Source organism: Terrimonas sp. (assembly GCF_003075435.1).
Classification (GTDB): domain Bacteria; phylum Bacteroidota; class Bacteroidia; order Chitinophagales; family Chitinophagaceae; genus Agriterribacter.
Window position 1 is genome coordinate 28,977 of sequence record NZ_QCZJ01000011.1, and the last position, 24,906, is coordinate 53,882.

The following is a 24,906-nucleotide window of genomic DNA, read 5'->3' on the forward strand; positions in this document are numbered from 1 at the left end:
GGCAGATATTTTACGATTTTAAAAAATCAACATGCGGTATATTTCAACCTTCGTTTATCTATTCCTGGTAATTATTCCGGCAACAGCTCAACATAAAAAATATATAGCACCAACAGATACGGCAGTAGTTAATAACCTTGCCAAATGGCAAAAAATGAAATTCGGCTTATTCATGCATTGGGGCACTTACAGTCAGTGGGGCATTGTAGAAAGCTGGAGCATTTGCCCGGAAGATGAGGGCTGGACACAGCGAAAAGGGCCATATTCAAAGAATTATTTTGAATATGTAAAAGCATACGAAAATTTGCAAACCACATTTAACCCGGTAAAGTTTCAACCCGAAAAATGGGTGACGGCAGCTAAGGATGCCGGCATGAAGTATATGATCTTTACGACAAAGCATCATGATGGTTTTTCGATGTTTGATACTAAAGAAACAGATTATAAAATTACGGATGCTAAAACACCATTTTCCAGGAACCCCCGCAGCAATGTAACCAAAGAAATTTTTAATGCGTTCAGGAAAGACGGTTTTGCTATAGGCGCTTATTTTTCAAAACCAGACTGGCATAGTAACGATTACTGGTGGCGGTATTTCCCGCCAAAAGACAGGAACGTGAATTATGAGCCCTCAAAATATCCTGATAGATGGAAGGCTTTTAAAAGCTTTACATACAACCAGATCAAAGAATTGATGAGTGATTATGGTAAGGTTGATATTTTATGGCTTGATGGCGGTTGGGTTCGCCCTTTGTCAACTGTTGATACAACTGTTGAATGGCAGCGCGGTATTAAAACAGACCAGGATATTGATATGAAAAGTATCGCTGAAATGGCAAGATCGTATCAACCCGGTTTGCTTATTGTTGACAGAACAGTTACCGGTCCTTACGAAAATTATACTACACCCGAGCAGGAAGTACCGCATGAATTATTGCCATATCCCTGGGAAAGTTGCATAACCATGGGCGATTCATGGAGTTATGTGCCCAATGATAATTACAAGTCTGCGCAGAAAATTGTGCAGATGCTGATCCGCATAGTATCAAGAGGTGGAAATTTATTGCTGAATATAGGGCCCGGGCCTGATGGTGACTGGGATCCGGTTGCATACCAGCGCCTGCAGGAAATTGGCGCATGGATGAAAATAAACGGGGAAGCTATTCATGATTCAAAACCTTTGGCGCCTTATGAATCGGGTAATATTCACTTTACCCAATCTGAAGATGGTAAAACACAATATGTGTTTTATTTAGCGGAAAACGATAATCTTCAATTGCCGCAGGATATAACTGTCAAAAACTTTGCTGTTCCATCCGGCAGTAAAATAACATTACTTGGCACAGGCGCAAAGTTGAAGTGGAAGGAAGAAAACGACACTTTGATTATTAATGTTCCCTCGCTTGTGCAAACCAAATGGAAAGGTAAGTATGCTGTGGTGTTTAAGATTACCAGATAACAATGTGCGCTACGAATTCCGGTATTCTTAATTCTTTTAATGGTTGTACTGAATCGACGCATGCCCTCGTAAGAAGTGAAATGCCAAGGTTACGGTCGTATTGGTAAAGGGCAGATACATAATCTGCATCTTGCCCAAAATTACCGGTACCCATCTGATTTACAAGGGTAAAAAAGTATTAAAAATAATGCCGATGACCTGTCCATAATCTGATATAAACAATCCGGGAAAGTATCAGCAATACCTTTAAAATCTGGTTGGTTGTAATCCTGATTTCTTAATCGCATGCCGTGTTAGCGTTGTGAAAATCAGATCACTTTCAACCTTTCTTCCTCAAGGTCAATCTGGTACAATTGCTGTCTTATAAGTTCTTCATCAAATTTAGGATCTTTGTTCAGCTCGGTGAGGTACTGCCTTTGCACATTCAGCACTTCTATAAAAATGGCTTTTGTCTTTTCGTTCATCAATACTTCGTCTGTTGCTTTTGATCTTTCCTCCCACTGTTTCAAAAATTTTTCCATTCCTAATTCGGTGATAATATTATTATCGTATTTATTTTTTAAGAACCGGTATATATGTTCTTTTAATCCTCTTTTCATACGCTGCTTCATTTCTTCTTCTGCTTCATGGTTGTCAGTAATATCAAATAACCGGCTCCGTCTTATAAAATACGGTAATGTAAGCCCCTGTACAACCAGCGTAAGCAATATCACTACAAAAGTGATGAACAATATCAGGTTCCTGTGAGGAAATGCTAAATGCTCTTTAAGCATTACCGGGATAGATAATGCCGCGGCAAGCGATACCACGCCACGCATGCCTGTCCATCCCAGCAGTAATGGTATTAACCACCGCCTCCTGTTGGAGCTGGAGCGTGGCGCAACACCTGGACGAAAAATAAGTGTTGCTATTAATGCGGCATAAGAGCTGATGATTCTTGCCACTATCAAAACTACCGTAACCAGCACACCATAGCCAATGGCCGTACTCACAGGTATACCCTGGGAGCGGAGTCCACCCACAATTTCCGGGAGATCAAGCCCGATAATAAAAAACACAATACCATTCAATACAAACACAAAACTCTCCCATACGCTATAGCCTCTTACCCTGCTGGCACTGTTCAGAAATGTTAACCGTTTGGCGGACATGAACAATCCTCCTGCTACAACAGCCAATACGCCGGAGCTGTGCAGTTGCTCCGCTATCCAGTACATAAAGTAAGGCTCTATCAATGTTAAGGTAATGTCTGAAGGCGCATCTGTTGGCAGGCGTTTGTGCGCCTGAACAAATATCCATCCCAATAATAAACCAATACCAACACCGCCAATGATCATCCATAAAAAAACAAGGCTTGCTTCATGCCATATAAACTGACCTGTGCCTACTGCGGCCAACGCAAACCGGAAGATAATAAGGGATGAAGCATCGTTTAGTAAGCTCTCACCTTCAAGTATTGCAGAAGTTGACTTCGGGATTTTTACAAATTTTGTAATAGCGCCGGTACTTACAGCATCGGGAGGTGATACGATGCCGCCTAATAAAAAGCCTAATGCAAGTGTGAAGCCCGGAATTAAATAGTTGGTAACAACCGCTACGGATAATGCTGTAAAAAATACTACCAAAAATGCAAAGCTCCCGATAATACGCCACCATTTCTTCATTTCTTTAAATGAAACAGCCCAGGCAGCCTCGCATAATAAAGGTGGGAGAAATATAAAAAATATGAGGTCGGGGTTGATTTTTACAGGCGGCAGGCCGGGAATAAAGCTGATGAGCAAACCTGCCACAACCAACAGGATAGGATAAGCGATTTTTAGTTTGGCAGCCCACATTTCCAGCAACACAATAGCAACGATCATTGACAAAAGAAGGGGGAATATGGTGTGCATCAAAAGCCGGTTTTAATCCGTGAATGAAAATATGTAAAAAAATGAATAATTAAAATGCCTGTAGCATTTCATTATTCTTTACCAGGTTTCATCCTGTTCAAAATGACCTTGGTTTTTTTCATTTGTTTTTTGGTATAGAAATGGATCTGCTCGTGATACAGCATCCAGCCGCCAATAGCCCCGATAGCGCTTCCGATAAGCGTATCTAAAAATCTTGTTTTAATTAAATGCCCGGTTTGCTCTGTTAAAGAAACATTTGTTTCCGCAAGAAAAATAGTAAGCATGGTAATGAATACAGCTGCCAGGGCATAATTTCTTACCACAAGAAATTCAACTATGGTTTGAAGAACAATAATGCATACACATACGCCCAATACTGACAATTTAAATTGCAGCAAACACCAGGTTAAGACAAGCCCGATCAAAGTTCCCAATACCCTTTGTATGGCTCTTGCCCAAACATGCGTGGTGGTAATCCCCTGCATTACCGCCATACAGGAAATAGGGATCCAGTAAGGATTTTCCATTTTGAATAGTTTGGCAACCAATAAAGACGCGCCAACGGTAGCGCCGAGTATTATGGATTCTGTGATGTTAACATATTTATTCTGATGAATGATCACAGCTTCGCCGATGCTGTTTTCTTTCTTTAAAGTCAGCAGGCTGTACAACAAACCTGTTACGCAGGATACCATTACGCCTATAGACAGGTAACCAATACTTGCGGGAATGGTTACTGTGTCTTTTGGTACAGCAATAGCCATTGATGCTATCATCGTAAAAAAGAAATTGCCCGGAGGTTTATTCAGTGTGAGTCGAAACAACGCATAATGCAAACCAAATGTGTATAATGCAAGAATGAGTGGCGATAGCCAGAAGCTCTGTGAAAAAATGAGCCCGATAGTATATGAAAAAATAAATCCGAAACCACAGACCATCAAAACCATCATCCTGTTAATGAGCTTGTCAGATTGTATGTATAAGATAACCAGCGCCCCGATGGAAGCTGTTTTACCGGCGGCAAGGTTATCAAAATAAAGCCCCAGCAATATCGGAATGCCTATGCAAATGCCTGCCACAACCGGCAGATGCCAGGCCCTGTTAGTTTTATTGAACTTAAATAGTTGGTTCCACAGCATTTACCAGCGTAGGCGTTTGACTGCAAAATAATAATATTTTAAATGAACAATTTTGGGGAATAAAAGTTCTGATTGTGTATTTGAATTTCGTTAGTGCCTGGTGTAAGCTGTGCTTCCCTGGTCTGTACAAACATTTTTTGTTCGTAAGCATGAATAGCTGTCGCTGTATTATTGTATTTTTCGTGAGCCAGTTTTCTGATAGAATGGGTGTATCCAATAACCCGGTATTTACATCTATGCCTGCAAAAGGTGGCTATGAATCCATGTCCGGCTACTGCTAAAAGTAAGCACATGACTTAATGAACCGCTGTACCTGCCTGCCGGTAGGCAAGTACGAGGTCTATATGTACAGTGGTGTGAGAGGTGTACCTCATTGCCTGCAAGCGGTGAGACCGCCTACTCGATTGCCTGTTAGTCATTCTTTGTCATGTCATTAGTTACTTGCCTTCAAGTCTGGCAATAGCTTTCAAAATCCGTTCCCTATTTTTTGCGGACTTAATAAAATTGGGAAGTTTCCATGCTAAAGAATATTTTCCTCCGCTTGGTGCTTCTCGTAGTTTAGCTAGAGGGTCGTTAAGCCTTGCCACCAATGTTAGCGAATCGTTGTTTTTTGTTCGTCATTAACATATTCTAAAATGTCACCTGGTTGGCAATCCAATACATTACAAATTGTTTCCAATGTGCTAAATCTAATTGCCTTTGCTTTTCCTGTCTTTAAAATAGAAAGGTTCGATAAAGTCAGCCCAACTTTTTCAGAAAGTTGATTCAGTGACATCTTTCGCTTTGCCATCATTACATCTAAATTTACAATGATTGCCATACCTTATACAGTTAAATCATTTTCGTTTTGAATGTCTACCCCCCTTTTGAAGATAGTCGCAATAATATAAATTATAGCTCCCATTAAAATAAAGGCTTGACTGTCTGCCCAAAATTGGTTTAAGCTGTCGGAGACAAAACCGTGATGCATTAAATTTTTAGTTAACTGTCTGGCAATGTAACTTAATACTCCAATTGAAAGAGTGTAATAACTAATATGTGAAATTTGTCTCGCAACAAAAGTGTTAAACGGTTTTGATAAATTCATTTTGTGCATTAGTCTGATAACTATGTAAAATAGACAAGCTTTTAAAATTGAAATGGTTAGAATAAAGCTATAGATGCCGAAAAAAGCTAGTCTACTGTCTTTATACATTTTAGTTAAGTCCAACTTTTGATAAAGATTTTGGACAAATTCAGGCTTATACAGACTGAAAAAGAAATTTACTATCAAGCCCCCGGCTTCAATACACAAGCCGACAAAAATGAGCCAAGCCACAATATATAAGCCCCAAAATACGAAGTTGTTTGTTTTTAACATGATCGAATATATTTAAAATTGATGCTACGAATATAATAAATATTTATTGATAAACAATAAATATAAGTTTTTATTCAAAAAATATTTTCTGATCCCTCCAAAGATTAAGATAAGTCGTTAATTATTTGAGCTTTGTTATAAAGTGTACAAGTCCGAGTATGAAGGTGAGTTTTGTTCGGAATGAATTTATTGGAGTTCGGTGTCTTTTTACAATGCCCGCTAACGAGTACGGCTTTATTCAGGTTGGGAATTATCATTCAGTCTGCTTGTTCGGTTTGCCGTATATGTGGTTGATAGTGGAAAGATTACAACAACGCGGCTATGCATCCATGCCCGGCTGCTACGAAAAAGTAAGCCACAACTTAATGAACCGCTGTACCTGCCTGCCGGTAGGCAAGTACGAGGTCCGTACGTACAGTGGTGTGAGAGGTACACCTCATCGCCTGCAAGCGGTGAGGCCGCCTACTCGATTGCAAGCTGGCGTTCTTTGTCATAGGAATTGTTTTTAGTTTAAATGTGTTGTGTCAGCCCAACGAATGTTTTTAAAAATCATAAACGAGAATAGTTTGTCATTGCTTGTCGGAACTCTATATGCTCCTTTTGATTTTAGTAAATACGATGCAATAGCTGTCATTTCCCAACCATCATATTGGTCTGCTGTCCACTTGGGGTTAATGAGTTTTTCAAATTTTCTTTTCTGTCCATACTCCTTAACTCTAACAATTTCTGATTTTATTTTTTCCTCTAAATGTGGGTTGCCCCATGCCCAAAGAAATGTATTCGTCACTTCGGAAACAGAACCAACTTCTTCATAATCTATAATTAACTTCTTAATGCCATTGTCGCTAAAAGTCAATTCTCCTGTAAGCTGGTCATAGTACCAATTTTGATATGTCCCAATTTTGTAAACCGAATTACAGGTGTCTTGTTGTTTGTTTAAATAGTCATAAGCCCTTTTAGAAAGGTCATAAAATGAAATAGTGTCAAGCTCAGTTATTGGTAAGTTGTCCGTCTTTTTTGATTTGTCTCCACAGCCAAAGAACGAAAAAAGTCCCATTGTCAATATAAATAAGATGAGAAATGATTTGAGGCTCGTCATACGCTTGCTTGCAACACATAAATTTATATTATAACACCCAGTTCTTCAAAAAAATCAATGCTGAAAATCAACCACTTGAAATTATCATTTTGTATTGCTATTAGTACAATACGCGCTTCCCCTTGCTGAATAATATTCTTCTGCTGAATGGCTGCCGGATGGAAGCGGAAAGCACGGTGAAGCCCCGTGTGCTGGCGCTGTGCCGGACTTGCAGCGTACAGCCGGAACTGTTGCTGAAAGAAGTGATGAAGCAGAAAGCCCCGATTAAAAAGGTGTAAGGTGAAGGGTAGAGGGCGTAAGGCCGAAAACGTTATACAGGTTACAGGTTTTCCTTACATCCTCTACCCTTCACCTTGCACGCCCTACACCTTTCACCTTTACCTTCCGCCTCCTTAAAGCCCGCTGCTCACAATCTCTTTATCAATATTATGCTGCCTGTCGGTTTCTTCCTGCAGGCGTTTTAATTTTCTGCCGTAAGATATTTTGGTGATGATCACAAACAATACCGGCACTACAAATATCGCCAGCGTTGTGGCTGCTATCATACCGCCAAATACCGTCCAGCCTATTGTTCTACGGCTTTCTGCTGCTGCGCCTTCTGCAAACGCCAATGGTAATACACCCAGGATAAATGCCAGCGAGGTCATAACAATGGGGCGTAAACGAAGCCGCACTGCCTGTAAGGTGGCATGTGTAATATCTATACCGGCATCTACTCTTTCCTTTGCAAACTCCACGATCAATATGGCGTTTTTGGCAGCCAGACCAATCAGCGTGATCAAACCGATTTGCGCGTAGATATTGTTAGACAATTTTGGTAACAGCGTAAGGGTTAAGATAGAACCAAACGCCCCGATAGGCACCGCGAATAATACGGAAAAAGGTATTGACCAGCTTTCGTATAACGCCGCCAAAAATAAAAATACAAACACCAGTGATATGGCGAATATGATGGTTTGCTGGTTGCCTGCCAGTATTTCTTCACGGCTCATACCGGAAAATTCGTAACCATATCCGGCAGGTAGTGTTTTCGCCACTTCTTTTAATGCCTCAATTGCCTGCCCGCTGCTTATGCCTGGTTTTGGACTACCATTGATTTCTATAGAGCGGTAAATATTATAGTGCGATATTACCGCAGGCGCTTCAATAACTTTGGTTGTAATTAAAGAACCCAGCGGAACCATACTACCCTGGCTGTTGCGCACATAAAATTTTTCAATCCCTTCCAGTGAACTTCTGTAACTGCTGTCTGCCTGCGACATTACACGGAAGTTCCTTCCGTATAAATTAAAATCATTTACATAGCTGCTGCCTAAAAAGGTTGACAGCGTTGTATACACTTCAGATACGGATACCCCCAGCTTTTTTGCCTGCTCTTTATTAACATCAACCTGGTAGCTTGGCGATTTAGAGCTGAAGAAGGTATATGCCGCGCCAATTTCCGGGCGCTGATTGAGTTTTGCTAAAAACTGCTGCGCTACTTTTTCAAATTGCTTTATATCGTCTGAACTGCTGGTTTGCTGTAATTCAAACGTAAAACCGGCAGTTGCACCCAAACCCGGGATTGCAGGCGGCGCAATCACCAGTATTCTTGCCTCTTTAATATCTGCTATAGCGCCACGTATCTTGTTCATTACATCCTGGGCATGGTGTCCTTCACCTTTTCTGTCATCCCAGGATTTAAGATTTACAAACACAGTACCCGCATTCGACCTGTTTGAACCGCTTACTATATTCAACCCGGAGATACCTCCTACAACCCTTACTTCCGGTATTTTTCCAATCCTGTCAATCATTTCTCTCAGCAATGTAATGTTGCGTGTGGTTGAAGATGCTTCAGGCATTTCGTAAGTAACCATTACCCTTCCTTCATCTTCTGTTGGAATAAATCCTGTTGGTTTGTTTTTGAAAAGAAGGAATAAACCCACAAATAATACTACCATCATTGCCAATACATATGGTGTTGCTCTTACCCATTTTGCAACACCTCTTGTGTAACTGCCGGTAATTTTACCAAACCAGTTATTAAACCATGCAAAGAATTTTTCCAGTAAATTCTTTTTTGCATCTGCGGCTTTTGATGGTTTGAGCATAATAGTGCAGAGCGCCGGCGTAAGGGATAATGCCACAAACGCAGAGATGAGTACAGACACGGCTATGGTAATGGCGAACTGCTGGTACAATCTACCCACAATACCGGGAATAAAACCTACAGGAATAAATACCGCTGCCAATATCAGTGCAATCGCGATTACCGGGCCTGATATATCTTTCATCGCCTTTCGGGTTGCTTCTTTGGGTGACATCTTTTCATGGTCAATATTATGCTGCACGGCTTCCACTACAACGATGGCATCATCCACTACTATACCAATAGCCAGTACAAAAGCAAATAAGGTAAGCGTGTTAATGGTAAAGCCAAGTGGTCCAAAGAGGATGAATGTACCGATCAATGATACAGGTATCGCCAGCACAGGTATCAATGTTGCTCTCCAGTTTTGCAGGAAGAGAAACACCACCAGTACCACCAGTATCAATGCTTCAACCAGGGTATGTACCACTTCATTGATGGATGCGTTTACGACAGACACTGTTTCCAGCGGCACCATAAAATCAATATCTTTTGGAAAAGTTTTTCTGAGCTCGTCCATTGCTTTCATCACACCTTTGTAAGTATCGAGCGCATTAGCGCCTGGCGCCTGGTATATCAAAAGAAATGATGCAGGCCTTCCGCCATTCACAAATGCGTTGATGCCATAATCAAACCGGCCTAACTCAATCCTTGCCACATCTTTCAGGTAAACAATATTGCCATCAGCAGGACGGGTGCGTACTACTATATTTTCAAAATCTTCTTTTTTGTTGATGCGGCTGTTGGTTAAAACGGAATACTCAAATGTTTGCACGCCAGGCTGGGGGTTGCCACCAACCGTGCCTGCGGCAACCTGGAGGTTCTGCTCCTGCAATGCGGCATTTACTTCAGCAGGCGTAATACCCAAAGCAGCCATTTTTTCAGGATTTAACCATACACGCATACTGAAATCATCTGACCGGGATAATACATCCCCAACACCTTTTACACGGAGAATCGCGTCTTTAACATACATGTTTACATAGTTACCAATGAACAATGCATCATGCGTGCCATTAGGAGAATAAAATCCGAATACTGCCATCACACTGGGGTTACGCTTACGAACGGTAAGGCCTAAACGCTTTACCGCATCCGGCAAAGTAGGCTCTGCCACACTTACCCTGTTCTGCACATCAAGCGTTGCGATATTAATATCGGTGCCTACTTCAAAGTTTACAGTAATATTACTTTGCCCGCTGCTGGCGCTGTTGCTGCTCATATACGTCATGCCCGGCGTACCATTTACCTGCGTTTCTATAGCGGTAGTGGTGGTTTGCTCTACCGTTTGCGCATCCGCACCGGTAAAGTTTCCGGAGATGTTTACAGTGGGTGGAGATATTTCAGGATACTGCGCTACGGGCAGATTGATCAGTGAGATAATACCAACCAGTACAATTACAATGGATATAACGATTGCCGTTACCGGCCTTTTTATAAATACGTCTGCTATCATAATAATGAATAGTGTGTGATCAATGCGCTTACACTTCTGCCAGAATAGTTCAACTATTTTTTAGGAGCAGCCTGCTGTTGTTGCGCAGCCTGTGTGGTTACTACAGCACCTTCCCTGAGATTCTGCACTCCTTCCACTGCTATCTGCTCATTTGCTTTCAGTCCATCTTTTACAATGATGTTAGTACCAATGGATCTTGAAAGCTGCACTTTGCGCTGTGTTACCTTGCTGCTGTCGCTCAATACATACACAAAAAATTCTCCTAACTGTTCGGTAACGGCTTTATGCGGAATCATAATGGATTCCTTTCCTGATGCGTTCAACACACGAACAGTGGTGCTCATGCCGGCTTTCAGCAGGTGTTTATCATTAAGAAAAGACAGCCTTACTTTTATGGTGCCGGTTTGCGGATCAACAGCGCGGTCAATTACGCTGATGCTTCCGCTTTTAGGATAAACATCAGTGCCAAATGCAATAGAGAAAGTTGAATCGTTTGTTTTTTTCTGCTGCTGCAATTGTGTGAAGCGATACAGTTCTTTCTGGTCTATTGTAAAATCAACCGCTATCGGATCATCGGTTGAAATGGTATTTAATATGGTTTGACCGGCAACAACGGATGTTCCGTTTCTTACCTGCGAAATTCCTATAGTACCGCTGAATGGCGCAACGATAGTTGAGAAGCTTACATTAGATTTCACCGCGTTTACATTTGCTTTTGCTGCATCTACCTGCTTCCTTGCAGCTTCAAGCGCCGCGTCAGCATAATCTACCTGCTGTTTCGCGATGGCGTCATTCTTATCAAGCTCATGGTAACGATCAGCGTCTTTCTGGGCTTTCAGTAAATTGGTTTCCTGCACCTGCAGGTTAGCAATTGCCTGCTGGTAATTGGCATTGTACAGTTGTTGATCTATTGAATAAAGCTTTTGTCCTTTTTTTACTTTATCACCATCTTTAAAATATATACCGGTAACATAGCCGGTAACCTGCGCACGTATATCGGTTTGGTTCAGCGATACTACTGTTCCGGGGTATTCGTCATAATATACCGCATCTGTTGTTTGAACAGTTTGCAGTGTAACCGGTAATGCAGGCGGAGGGCCCTGTTGCTGTTGTTGTTGCTTAGCTCCACACGCAGACAATGCGATCATTACAGCACCTGCCAGGTAAACATTCATTCTTTTAAAAAGCATATATATCATTTGGTTCTGGTATATGAATAATATAATTGAATAATTAAGGATTGATCTGCCCTAAACTTTTCTGTACATCTATTTTACTGCTCAGTACGCCATATAGCGAGTCAAAATAATTGATCTGTGCCGTACGCAGATCTGTTTCTGCGGTTATCAGTTCAAGATAAGTTTTTACGCCGGCGCGGTACTGCATCTGTATAACATCGTATACTTCTTTGGCGAGCTCTACATTTTCCTTTACCGCGATATAATTAGCCAGGTTTGCTTTATAGCCGGCTATTGCTGCACTGTACTCGCTGCTCACCGAGTTTTTTAAGCTTGCTATATCAAGATCAGTTCTTTTTAATTGCCATTCAGCCTGCTGTATATTATACCTGCGCTTGCCTCCCTGGAAAATGGGGAAATTGAGCGATAACCCTGCATAAGAATTTGGATAAGATGTATTGTACAGCTTTTCAAAATCATTATTAAGATAGTTGAGTATGTAAGCGCCGTTTGCAGAAAGGCTGGGAATAAAGCTCCATTTGTTATAGCTCACGTTTGCTTCCTGCAACTGGCGCTGGCTTTGCAATATTTTATATTCTACTCTGTTTGAATAATCTGCCCCGTTTAAAGTATCTACCGGAATTTCTTTTTCAAGAGAAGCGCTGTCATATATAATGTTCAGCGTTTCGCCTGCAGGGTAATTCATTAAACTTTTCAGGTAATTTTTCCTGGCAGTTAAAGCTTCTTCATTGCTCTTTTTTGTGGCAATGGCATTGTTTAATGCAATGGTAGCCCTTTTATAATCCGTTTTATCAACCACGCCGGCATCGTACTGCGCTTTCGCGTCTTTTAAACTTCTTTGTAACCTGCCAATGTTTTCATCAATCACTTTTATTTGCTGTTCGGTGGCCAGCACATCATAAAAGGCTTTGCTTACATTTACCACCACATCAATTTTATTGCTGGCGGTTTGCTGCTTAGCCTGTTGCCTCACCACGTTTGCGGTGCGGTTTGCCAGCATAACATCCCTGTTGAATATGGTTTGTGAGCCTGTAAACTGCAATGCCGAAGTATTATCAACACCAAGCTTTACGGGGTTACCTCCAATAATACTGGTTTGTACCTGGAAGTTGTGCTGGTACAGGTAATTGAAATTGATCTGGGGAAACCAGTCTGCCAGCTTTGATTTTACCTGCAGGTTGGTGATCTCTTCATCAATCAAAGATTGCTGAACAACGGGTTGTCTTTTCAGCGCATATTCTATAACGTTAGGCAAGGTAGCATTTGCTAAAGTGGAATCTTGTTCCTGCTGCGCAGCAAGTTGTAAAGAGGCTAACAATAAACCTGTAAAAAAAAGCAGCTTCCTGTTTGTCATAATTATAATTAAAAAGCTACATGGAGTTATTAAACAGCATGTATAAAATTGTACATCATACGGCAGGCAAAAAACCGGGAAAGGAATTAATCAGGTGTGCAAAGGTAATAATATTGAAACGAATAAATCAAACGTTTGTTTAATTTTTTTGTTAATAGATTATTAACGGGATAATTTTATATTAGTAAATCGCTTCGGGTGTATTTACTTCTTTGTGTCTTTTGTGTAATCCTTTGTGTTTTTTGTGTAACCCCTACATTTAATCTTGAAATATACTTACATCTGCCAAATCATAAACTTTGCAGATATTTGTCCCGAAAATACTGTGGTTCAGCTTTCAGTTATTTCACCTAAAAAAAATGTAATGAAAAAATTATTTTTCCTTTTGCTGGGTTGTGCGGTAATGCAATTACAGGCACAAACCACATTACCGGTTATTCCGGTACCGGTTACATTGCAGGCAAAGAGCGGCAGCTTTACTATTAATAAACAAACAGTAATTGTTGCAAAGCAGGATACTGAAAAAGAAACCGTTGATTTTTTCAATAACTACCTTACAAAATATTTTGGTATTAAACTGCCGGTTGTAAAATCGGCTGCCAAAAATTTTATAAGCTTTACCACCAACACTTTTATACAGGCGCCTGAAAAACCTGAACGCTATACGCTAAACATATCGCCGGCATCAATAAAAATTAATGGCGACAGCCGCCAGGGAACTTTTTACGGCTTGCAAACACTTATACAATTATTGCCTGCAGAAAAAACCGCAGCTGTGAAAATTCCTGCTGTAAGCATTGAAGATTATCCGCGTTTTGGGTACAGGGGTATAATGCTTGATGTATCAAGGCATTTTTTTGATACAGCATTTGTAAAGCGTTTTATTGATCTGCTGGCGCTGCATAAAATCAATACTTTTCACTGGCACCTTACCGACGACCAGGGCTGGCGCATTGAAATAAAGAAATACCCGAGACTTACTGAAGTGGGTGCTTGCAGAAACGGAACCATCACCGGGCATCATCCCGGCACAGGCAGTGACAATACAAAATATTGCGGCTATTATACCCAGCAGGAAATAAAGGATGTCATTCAGTACGCCGCTGACAGGTTTATTACTATCATTCCTGAAATTGAATTACCGGGGCATGCTTCTGCTGCTATTGCTGCTTACCCGCAGTTAAGCTGTTTTCCGGATGAGCCAACCCGGCCGGCAAAGGGCGTTGTATGGAATGGAGATACAACCGGTAAAAATGTGCAGCAGGCATGGGGAGTATATCCTGATGTGTTTTGCCCAAGCGAGTATACCTTTGGCTTTTTGCAGGATGTGCTGGATGAGGTTGCCGCGTTGTTTCCTTCAAAATATATTCATATAGGCGGAGATGAGTGCCCCAAGGATTCATGGAAGAGATCTGAGTTTTGTCAGAAGCTTATCAAGGATAATAATTTAAAAGACGAGCATGGGTTGCAGAGTTATTTTGTGTCAAGAATTGAAAAATATCTGAACAGCAAAGGCAAAGCAATTATAGGCTGGGATGAAATACTGGAAGGCGGTCTTGCTCCCAATGCTACTGTCATGAGCTGGCGTGGAGAAAAAGGTGGTATTGAAGCAGCGGAGCAAAAGCATGATGTGATCATGACGCCTACTACTTATGTATACTTTGATTACGCACAAAGAAGAAATGAAGATTCACTGGTGATTGGTGGTTACCTTCCATTGCAGCATGTATATGGCTATGATCCTGTACCCGCAGCATTAAGTGCGGATAAGCAGCACTATGTACTGGGCGGTCAGGCGAATTTGTGGACGGAATATGTAACCAATCCTGCCAAAGTGCAGTATATGCTTTTGCCCCGCATGACAGCACTCAGTGAAGTATTATGGAGCCCGAAACAAAATAAAAACTGGGACAGTTTTAAGCAACGCATCGCAACTCAGTTTAAGCGTTTTGATTTATGGCAGCTGGCGTATTACCCTGGCCTGGATGAACCTGCAAAATAGATTTTGGACAGCAACAATACACAGGTAATATTATTTGTGCATGCTGTACAATCATTAAGAAATGAGGGAAGCTAAGGATATTGCATAATTGGTCTTAATGTTTCTTAACTTCTTAATGGTTGTAATCCTGAATCATCTGCCGCAGGCGGACGCCGGAATTCGTGGCTGATTCTAATATAATTTGGAATGCATCCTGTATTTTCTTAGTAGATAAATTTAAGCACTGAATCTGTATTATGACCGTAGTTGAAGCCTTCCGGAAATTAACTGATACGCTCCATAGTTTATATGATAAGCGTGAGTCGGAGAATATAGCCGATTTGGTTATGGAGAAAATAACCGGGCTGAGACGAATGGAAAGAGTATTGAAAAAAGAGACTGAGCTTACAATGCAACAGGAAAAAGCAGTAGCGCAATATTCCACAGAACTTTTACAGCACAAACCCGTACAGTATGTTTTAAAGGAAGCCTGGTTTTACGGGCTTCGTTTTTTGGTGGTTGAATATGTGCTGATACCACGCCCGGAGACTGAAGAACTGGTAGACTGGATCATTAAAGATGCAAAGCTTTTGCCATCTCCGCCATCTGCCATATTAGATATAGGCACTGGTAGTGGCTGTATACCTGTCGCACTGAAAAAAGAACTGGCAACACCTGTAATAACCGCAATAGACATCAGCAGTGAAGCATTAAGCATTGCAAAAAAAAATGCAGATGATAATAATGTAAATATTGATTTTTTACTGGTTGACGCCCTGAATGAAGAACAGCTTGATACCCTGCCGGTATTTGATATTATAGTAAGTAACCCGCCTTATATACCGGTAACAGATATGGCTGAAATGCGGGAGAATGTATTGAACTTTGAGCCGCACACCGCGTTGTTTGTTCCAAATGAAGATCCGTTGCTTTTTTATAAAGCCATTGCAAAGTTTGCAACATCACATTTAAATGCCAGTGGTAAAGTATATGTAGAAATTCATGAGGCGCAGGGCGAAGCAGTAAAAAGAATATTTGAAGAGCGTGGACTTTCAAATTGCGTAATAAAAAAAGATATGCAGGGCAAAGACAGGATGGTGAGGGCGGAGAGAAGCGGTGATGAATAGTTGCAGGTTTCGGGTTTGTGGTTTGTAGTTGTGAGTTGCAAGTTACAGGTTGTGAGGTTGTGGGCTGATGATAACTCATCGCCCACAGCCCATAGCCCATAGCTCACAGCCCTACACTATCTCCACCAATTCCACATCAAACACCAGGTCTTTGCCGGCAAGAGAATGATTGGCATCAAATATTACTACATCATCTTTTAATTCAGCCACCACCACAGGCACAGGGTAGCCCTGCTGGTTTTGTAGCTGAAGCTGCATGCCGGGTTCCAGTTTCATGCCTTCGGGCACCTGGTTCATGGGAAACTCAATCATTGCCTGCTCATCCCTCGGGCCATAACCTTCTGCAAATGGTATATTGATAATTTTCTTTTCGCCAACTGCCATACCTTCCACACCTGCATCAAAACCTTTTATCATTTGTCCGGCGCCAACAGTAAATTCCAGTGGTTCACGGCCTACTGATGAATCAAACTGATCGCCATCTGTTAAGCGGCCTGTATAATGCACTCTTACAACATCACCTTTTTTTGCCTGTTTCATATAGATTGTTTTATTGATTTAATCGTGAAAGGTATACGATTCCGGTTATTATACAAAAAAGATTAAGATATTTGATTATTGAAAAATGGAGAATAAAAGACCCGACATCGGATGTGTTATTTATGTCATAGTTGTGGTTCTGTTAGTTATTATAACCTTATTATTGCTGATCAAGTCTGTATTTTCATTTTTTCCAATGTTTGATTAAATTATACAGAAGCATTTTTGCTATATTTTTGAAACTTTACCTGAATAAAAAATTTGCTCATGATGTTGTTATCACAAATAACTGTTCATTTTACCAGTTTTGTAATTTCTTTTATACTCTCGTTTACTAATATTGGTTGCAACAGTTGTACCAACACAACTACTGTTCCGGTATTATCTGAGCAAAAAAGTAAAACTGATATTTTACCTGGTGCTTTCCGTTTTGATAAATATCTTCCGTTAATAAAAGGCAAATCAATTGCCATATTTGCCAATCAAACCACTATTGTGGGGAATAAACACCTCATCGACACCCTTAAAAGCTTAGGCGTTACACCTAAAAAAGTATTTTCACCAGAGCATGGCTTTCGCGGTACTGCTGATGCCGGCGAAACGGTTGGCAATTATATTGATCAGAAAACCGGCGTTGCCATTATCTCTCTTTATGGAAATAAAAAAAAGCCTTCAGCAGATGATGTAAAGGATATTGACATTTTAATGTTTGACATGCAGGACATTGGTGTGAGATATTATACCTATATATCTTCTTTACAGGATTATATTGAAGCAGCTATTGCATATAAAAAGCCTGTTATTATTTTAGACAGGCCAAATCCAAATGGATTTTATGTTGATGGGCCGGTATTGAACATGAAATACAAATCATTTATAGGCATGCAGCCTATACCCGCTGTATATGGCATGACGATGGGCGAATATGCCCAAATGATCATCCGTGAAAAATGGATTGACCTTAAAAATACACAACCTGAAATCTTTACTGATGAAGATAAGCGTTCATCCATTGATCTTACCAAATGCAGTATTACTATTATTAAATGTGGTAATTATGATCACAACAGCAGGTATACACTTCCGGTAAAACCATCGCCTAATATTCCTGATATGCAATCCGTATATCTCTTCCCCTCCACCTGTTTTTTTGAAGGAACAGTATTCAGCGAAGGGCGCGGCACGCCCAAACCCTTCCAGTGGATTGGACATCCTTCTTTACCAAAAAATCTTTTTTCATTTACACCTAATCCTACTGAGGGTGCAAAAAACTCCAAACTATATGGCCAGCTTTGCTATGGCTGGGATCTTAGCGGAACCGTAGAAGAAGTACTGCAAAAAACAAACGGCAGGTTGCAATTAAAATGGATACTTGAAGCATATAGGCTTTTCCCAAAAAAAGACAGCTTCTTTATTATTCCTAAATCCGGCAATATGGAAGGAAGTTTTTTTAACAAGCTGGCGGGCAATAATGAGCTGTGGCAACAGATAAAAGCAGGCACGCCTGAAGATGAAATTAGGAAAAGCTGGGAACCTAAGTTGAGCGAATTTAAAGTGACCAGGAAAAAGTATTTATTGTACAAAGATTTTTCAGCCGAGTAATATGGATAAAAAGGATGTACGGATAGTATTTATGGGAACGCCTGAATTTGCAGTAGCATCACTTGCTGCGTTGGTAGATGCGGGTTATAATATTGTAGCGGTAGTTACAGCGCCGGATAAACCATCTGGCAGAGGCATGAAGATGAATGAAAGCGCTGTAAAGAAATACGCGGTTGAAAAAGGCTTGCATGTTTTGCAGCCACTCAAATTGAAAGCACCTGAATTTATTGAAGCGCTGCAACAACTTAATGCCGACTTACAAATTGTAGTAGCTTTTCGTATGTTACCGGAAGTTGTATGGAATATGCCGCCGATGGGAACGATTAATGTGCATGGCTCATTGCTGCCGCAATACCGCGGCGCGGCTCCGATAAACTGGGCAGTAATAAATGGTGAAAAAGAAACCGGTGTAACTACTTTTAAGCTCAAACATGAAATAGATACCGGTAATATTTTGTTGCAGGAGAAAATACCCATCGGGGAAAATGAAACTGCAGGCGAAGTGCATGACAGAATGAAGGAAACCGGTGCGCAGTTATTGGTTAAAACTGTTGACGGACTAATGAATAAAACGATTGAAGAAATAGAACAGTCGCAATCTTATACAGATATAAAGCATGCACCTAAAATTTTTACTGACACCTGTAAAATAGACTGGAATAGAACCATTGATGAAGTATATGATCTTATCAGGGGGCTGGCGCCTTATCCTGCGGCCTTCACTATTTTAAATAATAAAACCCTGAAAATATTTTCGGCAAAAAAGATAAAGCAAATGCCAACAGTTAAAGCCGGCGAATATATAACCGATGGGAAAACCAGCTTACGCTTTGCGTGCAGTAACGGATGGATAGCAGTAACGGATATACAGCTTGAAGGGAAAAAGCGAATGCATATTGATGATTTTTTAAGAGGATACAGATTTGAATAGCCAACCGGCATATTGAAAAAATCAGCACATTTAAAAGCAATACATCATTTACATGCCTTCTCCCTCTAATCGTATATTATCTGTTGATGCCTTCAGGGGTATTACTATACTGGTAATGATTTTTGTGAATGAGCTTGCTGGTATCAGTAATATTCCTGCATGGATGAAGCATGTAGCCGCGGATGCCGATGCCATGACCTTTGTAGATGTGGTGTTTCCGGCTTTCCTCTTTATTGTAGGTATGTCAATACCATTTGCCATGAACAGGAGATTACAAAAGGGCGATGATTTTTTGCAGATACAATGGCATGTAATATGGCGCACATTTGGATTACTGATACTGGGTGTTTTTATGGTAAACGGTGAGGGTGGAAACCTGAATGAAAAAGCTACCGGTATGAGCAGGAGCCTTTGGCTTTTACTTTTTTATACCTGCATTATACTTGTATGGAATGTATATGCTTTTAAAAGAAGATGGTGGAAATACGTTTTTCAACTGGCAGGTTTTATAGGCCTGGTTATACTCGGGCTGATATACCGGGGTGGGGAAGAAGGCACGGAATATTTAACACCGCGTTGGTGGGGTATACTGGGATTGATTGGCTGGGCATATTTGTACGCCTGTATATTATACCAGGTTTCTGATGCAAAAAAGGGGTACCTTATTGGTTGTCTTATTTACTGTATACTGTTTTATATGGCGGGTAAAACCAGTTATGTGGCTGAAAGACCATACCTGCTCTGGATAAAGAGCCAATCCGGCAACGCTATACATACAGCCGTTGTACTTTGCGGTATAATATTATCACTGATATTTTTTGACAAACGCTCTCAGTTTAATATTAAAAGCAGTTATATACAGGCTTCAATTTTTACAGGTCTGCTTTTTATAACCGGTTATTTTCTCCGCCCATATTATACTATCTCTAAAATATATGCTACACCTACCTGGGCTTTATACAGCGCCGGTATAAGTTGTGTTGTTTTTTGTTTTTTATACTGGCTTATTGATATAAAGGGGATACAAAAATGGGCTAATTTCTTTAAGCCTGTTGCCACAAATCCATTGCTTGCCTATATAATGCCCGGAATTATTTACGCGCTATCCGGCGTGCTGCATATTACAATAACACCTCGCTCCATGCAAAACGGAGCCGCAGGAATTGTGTGGTCGCTTTTGTTTGCAGTGGCAACTATATTTATAGTGAAAGGATTGAACAGGTTGAAGATAAAATTACAGTTGTGAATAATCATAAATGCACGAAATGATTTAATCACGCTTTTCAATCCTCATTTCACCATTATTCAAATACAAAGCCTTTGTTACACATTCGGGTATTTCGTGCCTGTAATGACTTACATACAATAATGTAGTACCAAAGGTTTGGCAGATATCATTTATGATCTGCCGGAATTCATCAATATGCCTGCTGTCGAGACCCTGGCAGGGTTCATCCAGGATAAGCATGGGCGGATTTTTGACCAGCGCTCTCGCTAATAAAACAAGTCTTTGTTCGCCGGCAGAAAGTTGGGACAGCAGCTTGTTTTGAATTTTTTCCAGTTGCAGCAGGTGCATCCATTCGTTTACCTGTTTTCTTTGCGCTTCATTCAACTGCCGGAATAGGCCGATGGAATCAAAAAGTCCGGAAGCTATTGTTTGAAAGGTTGTGGACGTATAGTCAAAGTAAATATGCATTTCAGGTGACAGGTACCCTATCTTTTTTTTTATATCCCATATACTTTCGCCTGTGCCCCGCCTTTTATCGAAAAGATATACTTCATTTGCGTATGCTTTGGCGTTATCGCCTGTAATCAAGCTTAATAAAGTTGATTTGCCTGCGCCGTTTGGTCCGGATATACTCCAGCATTCTCCTTTCTTCACATCCCAGTTTATATTATGCAGAATAATACGATCACCATATTTTACTTCCACATTTCTCATTCGTATGGCATAATCAAAATCCTGTGCTTCATTTTTTTTAAGCGCATGCAAAGCTTTATGATCGATGCTGAATGTCTCGCTTCCAGGTACGGAATACGGATCAAAATTTTTTCTTTTAGTGGCGGATACTATTGTGCCGTTTTGCAATACAGCAACATGCGTTATGCTGTCAGGCACTTCAAATGGCGATGTGATGAGCAAAATTTTAACGCCCGTTTTTTTCAGGGTATCTATGATCTGCGCTAATATTTTTCTTCCTTCAACATCAAGTCCAACAAACGGATTATCGAGTATCAGTAATTCCGGTTCCTGCAAAATAGCTTTGGCTATCTGTAGTCTTTTATTTTCCCCGTTTGATAATTGTATCAGGGGTTCATTCATTATATGTGTTATATGAAGTACCGCAGGCAAAGTTGCCACTTCAATACCTGTGGCAATTTTTTTTTGCCGGGGATTTAATTGCTCCAGCGCTTCAGCTACGGTTACTGCATCTTCCGCGTCTGAAGAATTATAGCGCTGCTGGTAATAAAAATCAGCAACATTAGAGAGGTTTTTAAAACGATGCTGCTGTTCAACCACAACAATATCCGGCTTAGCACCATTTTTAAATTGAATATTGCCGGTAAAATAATGTTTGCCCGCAAGTGTGTTGGCCAATGTGGTTTTGCCACTTCCTGATGCGCCAACTATCGCCCATTCTTCATTATCCTTTATATTGAGATTAAGCTTTTTTAAAACTTCTTTTTCCCCGGACCTTACTGTAACATCTTCTATGCGTAAAAAAAAATCATCCATTGTATTTTTCATTTTACAATGGATGAAGTTATTGTTTTGTTTACAAATGGCTTAATCTTCGTCTTCATAATAGGCGTCTTCATTATTATAATATGAAGATTGCCACTCCTTCACCGCCCTGTCATCAAGCAGTTCCAGGATTTCAACAATAGGGTCTGTCTTTCTTTTCCATTCAGTTACTTCAGATTCTACATACCTGGTTACAAAAACACAATGATCAGATTCTGACATTATCCTGATCAGCACCACAGGTGAAGTTTCTTTCTCCTGAATAAGATAATAACATCCTTTTTCTAACAAAGCATACGAGTACATAACAATTCAATTTTAAACCTGATCAATACAGATTTAATGGGTAAGTAGTAAGAATTTTAATGAGGTTATAGTACCGTAATAATGGAATTAGTAAGTAAACCGGCGGAAATTTGCATCATAGGTTTTTGCCGCCATGGATACAAATTTAAAGGAATTATACATCTGTATTGCATATAGAGCCAATATGCCGCAGCATTTTACAGAAAATTAATTTTAGCTGTGAAAACACGGTACATACATATATTATTTTACATAATGCATGAGCTTTATTTTAAATATTGGGGCAAAAACCAGAATTTTGCCGCTTTCAAAGACAGCAATAATGAGTGAAAATATAGCAATTAAAGCTTTGATTTTTGATCTTAATGGCACTATGATAGATGATATGGCCTTCCATACCATTGCCTGGCATGATATTTTAAACAATGATCTGAAAGCAAATCTTACTGAAGAAGAGGTAAAAAAGCAGATGTATGGAAAGAATGAAGAAGTGCTTGCACGCATTTTCGGGCAGGGGCATTTTAATGAAGCAGAAGCCAACCGCATATCAATTGAAAAAGAAAAGAGATACCAGCGTGCTTTTCTTCCGCATTTAAAATTAATAGAAGGGCTTGAACCCTTCCTGGCTTTTGCCCACAGCAAAAATATACCAATGGCTATAGGTTCAGCAGCCATTCCTTTCAATATTAATTTTGTGCTTGATAATTTACATATCAGGCATTACTTTTCTGCCATTGTAAGTGCTGATGATGTGAAGATGAGCAAGCCTGATCCTGAAACTTTTACCAAAGCGGCGGCGCTGTTGCATACTTCCCCGGCAAACTGCATTGTTTTTGAAGACGCGCCTAAAGGCGTTGAAGCCGCTGAAAACGCCGGCATGAAATCAATAGTACTTACTACTATGCATACAGAAGATGAATTTACCGGGTACAACAATATACTCAGGTTTATAAAAAACTATAAAGATCCTTTGCTGAAAGATATTAATGAAATGCCTTACTTCTCTTTTGGAAAGGGAAATATATCAGAAGGATTATGAGCCTCGTCGATGAGGCTTGTAAGCCTTTTCACAATTTCCGGGTACAGTGTGGCAATATTATTTGTTTCATGAGGGTCTTTACTGAGGTTATATAGCTCAACTGTAGTTTTTCCCGCATCAAAAATATTCAGCCGGATGGCTTTCCAGTTGCCGCTCCGCACAGCCTGCTTACCGCCTCCCTCATGAAACTCCCAATATAAATATTCATGCTGGTGTTGCTTTGAAGAGCGGAGCGCCGGGAAAAAGGATATCCCATCTAAATTGGTTGGTGTTTCGGTTTTAGCAATTTGCGTAAACGTGGGGAAAATATCCCAAAAAGCGCCAATATAATTATTATTGGTTCCGGATTTTATTTTACCCGGCCATCTTGCTATAAATGGCACGCGTATACCGCCTTCATACATATCTCTTTTTACACCACGAAATCCGCCGGCGCTATTGAAAAAAACAGGATCAGCACCTCCTTCTACATGTGGACCATTATCACTTGTGAAAAATACGATCGTGTTATCATCAAGGTTCAATGCTTTCAATTTTTGCATTACCTGTCCTACATATAAATCGAGCCTGCTTACCATCGCGGCAAATGTTGCATGTGGAAAAGCTTGTGATGTATAGCCTCCTTCTGTTGCATCCGTGCCATAGTCATCTCCCTTGTGAGGTGTTTCCGGAAACCTTCCTTTATAATATTGATAGATGCTATCATCAGGCACAAGCAATTCAGCATGCGGTAATGTATAGGTAAGAAACATTAAAAAAGGTTGTTGCTGGTTTTCATCAATAAATTTTAATGCCTGCTGCTGAATAAGATCCGGTGCATATGTAACCGCTTTTTTGAGATTTTCATTTTCTTCAAGTATCACTTTCTTTTCATTATCCCATAGATGATTGGGGTAATACCTGTGTGACACCCGCTGGCAGTTATAACCGTAAAATCTGTCTATACCATGTTTTAAAGGATCGCCTGTGCTTTCCATCGGACCTAATCCCCATTTGCCAAAAAGCCCGGTTGTATATCCTGCATTTTTTAATGCTTCGGCAATAGTGAATGTAGTATCAGCTATAGGATATTGCCCTTCTGGTTTCATTTCTTTATTACCGCGGATTATAGTATGCCCGGTATGCATGCCTGTCATAAGCGATGAGCGTGATGGTGCGCAAACCGTAGTGCCGGAATAGAACTGCGTAAAGCGCATACCTTCCTTTGCCAACTTTACGAGGTGAGGAGTTTTAATAAGCTTTTGCCCATATGGCTCTATATCACCATATCCCAAATCATCTGCTATTATGAAAATGATATTAGGTTTGTTATTCGTTCTTCTTTGTTGTGCTGTGCCTTCAGCTGCATAAAAAAGAATGGTTACGACTGCTATTAAGGCAATGTATATAGATGGAATGCGGGATGTATTTTTTTTCACGGCAAAAACTATTGCAGGTTTAAAGATATACTTAAAGATACAAACAGCTTTGCGTACAGGAATAAAAAATAAGCCCCGATGCTGATTAAAGTTTTTTAGCACCGGGACTTCGTTTGATTATTTGTTT

Annotated in this window: 20 protein-coding genes; 8 read left to right on the forward strand and 12 right to left on the reverse strand. The window is 40.4% G+C overall.

The annotated features are described in order from the left end of the window. Positions 1–31: 31 nt before the first annotated feature. The gene (locus DC498_RS13190) at positions 32–1,459 is read left to right on the forward strand and encodes an alpha-L-fucosidase (RefSeq protein ID WP_116874639.1); all 1,428 of its coding nucleotides are present in this window, start codon (positions 32–34) and stop codon (positions 1,457–1,459) included. Between the two features lie 308 nt (positions 1,460–1,767). Here the strand turns inward: DC498_RS13190 and DC498_RS13195 are convergent, their stop codons facing one another. The 5 genes from DC498_RS13195 to DC498_RS13220 form a co-directional block, all read right to left on the reverse strand. Further along, positions 1,768–3,351, reverse strand: coding sequence for a Na+/H+ antiporter (locus DC498_RS13195; RefSeq protein WP_116874640.1), 1,584 nt, complete (start codon positions 3,349–3,351; stop codon positions 1,768–1,770). A 71-nt stretch (positions 3,352–3,422) separates the two neighbouring features. Beyond that, positions 3,423–4,490 carry an FUSC family protein gene (locus tag DC498_RS13200; RefSeq protein WP_116874641.1) on the reverse strand — a complete coding sequence of 356 codons (1,068 nt, stop codon included), beginning with the start codon at positions 4,488–4,490 and terminating at the stop codon, positions 3,423–3,425. 592 nt (positions 4,491–5,082) lie between these two features. Continuing rightward, positions 5,083–5,310, reverse strand: coding sequence for a helix-turn-helix domain-containing protein (locus DC498_RS13210; RefSeq protein WP_116874643.1), 228 nt, complete (start codon positions 5,308–5,310; stop codon positions 5,083–5,085). 3 nt (positions 5,311–5,313) lie between these two features. Then, positions 5,314–5,850, reverse strand: a complete 537-nt coding sequence (locus DC498_RS13215) for a DUF2975 domain-containing protein (protein WP_116874644.1) — start codon at positions 5,848–5,850, stop codon at positions 5,314–5,316. 505 nt (positions 5,851–6,355) lie between these two features. Next, positions 6,356–6,907 (reverse strand): DUF6882 domain-containing protein, encoded by a 552-nt coding sequence (locus DC498_RS13220; protein WP_116874645.1) that lies wholly within the window; start codon positions 6,905–6,907, stop codon positions 6,356–6,358. Positions 6,908–7,071: 164 nt separating this feature from the next. Between DC498_RS13220 and DC498_RS26185 the strand changes: the two genes are divergently transcribed. Then, a complete protein-coding gene (locus DC498_RS26185; protein WP_165813833.1) occupies positions 7,072–7,227 on the forward strand; it encodes a hypothetical protein in 156 nt (51 codons plus the stop codon). Between the two features lie 114 nt (positions 7,228–7,341). On the opposite strand, the gene DC498_RS13225 is transcribed toward DC498_RS26185, so the two are convergent. From DC498_RS13225 to DC498_RS13235, 3 genes are read right to left on the reverse strand one after another with little or no spacing between them, the layout of a single operon-like run. After that, positions 7,342–10,536: an efflux RND transporter permease subunit gene (locus DC498_RS13225; RefSeq protein WP_116874646.1), complete on the reverse strand. Its 3,195-nt coding sequence runs from the start codon at positions 10,534–10,536 to the stop codon at positions 7,342–7,344. Positions 10,537–10,589: 53 nt separating this feature from the next. Then, entirely contained in the window at positions 10,590–11,726 is a 1,137-nt protein-coding gene (locus DC498_RS13230; protein WP_206197611.1) for an efflux RND transporter periplasmic adaptor subunit, read from the reverse strand. Positions 11,727–11,769: 43 nt separating this feature from the next. Next, positions 11,770–13,089 carry a TolC family protein gene (locus tag DC498_RS13235; RefSeq protein ID WP_116874647.1) on the reverse strand — a complete coding sequence of 440 codons (1,320 nt, stop codon included), beginning with the start codon at positions 13,087–13,089 and terminating at the stop codon, positions 11,770–11,772. 364 nt (positions 13,090–13,453) lie between these two features. Between DC498_RS13235 and DC498_RS13240 the strand changes: the two genes are divergently transcribed. Continuing rightward, the gene (locus DC498_RS13240; RefSeq protein ID WP_116874755.1) at positions 13,454–15,091 is read left to right on the forward strand and encodes a beta-N-acetylhexosaminidase; all 1,638 of its coding nucleotides are present in this window, start codon (positions 13,454–13,456) and stop codon (positions 15,089–15,091) included. A gap of 236 nt (positions 15,092–15,327) precedes the next feature. Next, positions 15,328–16,197, forward strand: coding sequence for a peptide chain release factor N(5)-glutamine methyltransferase (prmC, locus tag DC498_RS13245; RefSeq protein WP_116874648.1), 870 nt, complete (start codon positions 15,328–15,330; stop codon positions 16,195–16,197). Between the two features lie 111 nt (positions 16,198–16,308). Here the strand turns inward: prmC and DC498_RS13250 are convergent, their stop codons facing one another. Continuing rightward, positions 16,309–16,737 carry an FKBP-type peptidyl-prolyl cis-trans isomerase gene (locus DC498_RS13250; protein WP_116874649.1) on the reverse strand — a complete coding sequence of 143 codons (429 nt, stop codon included), beginning with the start codon at positions 16,735–16,737 and terminating at the stop codon, positions 16,309–16,311. Between the two features lie 267 nt (positions 16,738–17,004). On the opposite strand from DC498_RS13250, the gene DC498_RS13255 reads away from it, so the two are divergent. Genes DC498_RS13255 through DC498_RS13265 form a run of 3 tightly spaced genes read left to right on the forward strand, consistent with a single transcriptional unit; the run spans position 17,005 to position 20,516 of the window. After that, positions 17,005–18,339, forward strand: a complete 1,335-nt coding sequence (locus DC498_RS13255) for an exo-beta-N-acetylmuramidase NamZ family protein (protein WP_116874650.1) — start codon at positions 17,005–17,007, stop codon at positions 18,337–18,339. 1 nt (position 18,340) lies between these two features. Then, positions 18,341–19,270, forward strand: coding sequence for a methionyl-tRNA formyltransferase (gene fmt / locus DC498_RS13260; RefSeq protein WP_240628006.1), 930 nt, complete (start codon positions 18,341–18,343; stop codon positions 19,268–19,270). Between the two features lie 52 nt (positions 19,271–19,322). Further along, positions 19,323–20,516 (forward strand): DUF5009 domain-containing protein, encoded by a 1,194-nt coding sequence (locus DC498_RS13265; protein ID WP_116874651.1) that lies wholly within the window; start codon positions 19,323–19,325, stop codon positions 20,514–20,516. 24 nt (positions 20,517–20,540) lie between these two features. Here DC498_RS13265 and DC498_RS13270 read toward each other — a convergent pair whose 3' ends face one another. Together DC498_RS13270 and DC498_RS13275 are read right to left on the reverse strand one after the other, a co-directional pair. After that, positions 20,541–22,007, reverse strand: a complete 1,467-nt coding sequence (locus DC498_RS13270) for an ATP-binding cassette domain-containing protein (RefSeq protein ID WP_116874757.1) — start codon at positions 22,005–22,007, stop codon at positions 20,541–20,543. 51 nt (positions 22,008–22,058) lie between these two features. After that, positions 22,059–22,322 carry a hypothetical protein gene (locus tag DC498_RS13275; protein ID WP_116874652.1) on the reverse strand — a complete coding sequence of 88 codons (264 nt, stop codon included), beginning with the start codon at positions 22,320–22,322 and terminating at the stop codon, positions 22,059–22,061. Between the two features lie 322 nt (positions 22,323–22,644). Between DC498_RS13275 and DC498_RS13280 the strand changes: the two genes are divergently transcribed. Continuing rightward, entirely contained in the window at positions 22,645–23,361 is a 717-nt protein-coding gene (locus DC498_RS13280; RefSeq protein ID WP_116874653.1) for an HAD family hydrolase, read from the forward strand. Here DC498_RS13280 and DC498_RS13285 read toward each other — a convergent pair. Next, positions 23,319–24,779: an arylsulfatase gene (locus DC498_RS13285; RefSeq protein WP_206197612.1), complete on the reverse strand. Its 1,461-nt coding sequence runs from the start codon at positions 24,777–24,779 to the stop codon at positions 23,319–23,321. The genes DC498_RS13280 and DC498_RS13285 overlap by 43 nt on opposite strands. Positions 24,780–24,906 lie beyond the last annotated feature (127 nt).

Excerpts from the sequence above, each read along its gene's own strand:
- DC498_RS13190 (WP_116874639.1), top strand. The coding sequence starts at position 32 with ATGCGGTATATTTCAACCTTCGTTTATCTATTCCTGGTAATTATTCCG.
- DC498_RS13215 (WP_116874644.1), bottom strand. The coding sequence starts at position 5,850 with ATGTTAAAAACAAACAACTTCGTATTTTGGGGCTTATATATTGTGGCT.
- DC498_RS13220 (WP_116874645.1), bottom strand. The coding sequence starts at position 6,907 with ATGGGACTTTTTTCGTTCTTTGGCTGTGGAGACAAATCAAAAAAGACG.
- DC498_RS13265 (WP_116874651.1), top strand. The coding sequence starts at position 19,323 with ATGCCTTCTCCCTCTAATCGTATATTATCTGTTGATGCCTTCAGGGGT.
- prmC (WP_116874648.1), top strand. The coding sequence starts at position 15,328 with ATGACCGTAGTTGAAGCCTTCCGGAAATTAACTGATACGCTCCATAGT.
- DC498_RS13250 (WP_116874649.1), bottom strand. The coding sequence starts at position 16,737 with ATGAAACAGGCAAAAAAAGGTGATGTTGTAAGAGTGCATTATACAGGC.
- DC498_RS13195 (WP_116874640.1), bottom strand. The coding sequence starts at position 3,351 with ATGCACACCATATTCCCCCTTCTTTTGTCAATGATCGTTGCTATTGTG.
- DC498_RS13230 (WP_206197611.1), bottom strand. The coding sequence starts at position 11,726 with ATGCTTTTTAAAAGAATGAATGTTTACCTGGCAGGTGCTGTAATGATC.
- DC498_RS13255 (WP_116874650.1), top strand. The coding sequence starts at position 17,005 with ATGATGTTGTTATCACAAATAACTGTTCATTTTACCAGTTTTGTAATT.
- DC498_RS13280 (WP_116874653.1), top strand. The coding sequence starts at position 22,645 with ATGAGTGAAAATATAGCAATTAAAGCTTTGATTTTTGATCTTAATGGC.
- DC498_RS13225 (WP_116874646.1), bottom strand. The coding sequence starts at position 10,536 with ATGATAGCAGACGTATTTATAAAAAGGCCGGTAACGGCAATCGTTATA.
- DC498_RS13270 (WP_116874757.1), bottom strand. The coding sequence starts at position 22,007 with ATGGATGATTTTTTTTTACGCATAGAAGATGTTACAGTAAGGTCCGGG.
- DC498_RS13240 (WP_116874755.1), top strand. The coding sequence starts at position 13,454 with ATGAAAAAATTATTTTTCCTTTTGCTGGGTTGTGCGGTAATGCAATTA.
- DC498_RS13200 (WP_116874641.1), bottom strand. The coding sequence starts at position 4,490 with ATGCTGTGGAACCAACTATTTAAGTTCAATAAAACTAACAGGGCCTGG.
- DC498_RS13235 (WP_116874647.1), bottom strand. The coding sequence starts at position 13,089 with ATGACAAACAGGAAGCTGCTTTTTTTTACAGGTTTATTGTTAGCCTCT.
- fmt (WP_240628006.1), top strand. The coding sequence starts at position 18,341 with ATGGATAAAAAGGATGTACGGATAGTATTTATGGGAACGCCTGAATTT.
- DC498_RS13275 (WP_116874652.1), bottom strand. The coding sequence starts at position 22,322 with ATGTACTCGTATGCTTTGTTAGAAAAAGGATGTTATTATCTTATTCAG.
- DC498_RS13210 (WP_116874643.1), bottom strand. The coding sequence starts at position 5,310 with ATGGCAATCATTGTAAATTTAGATGTAATGATGGCAAAGCGAAAGATG.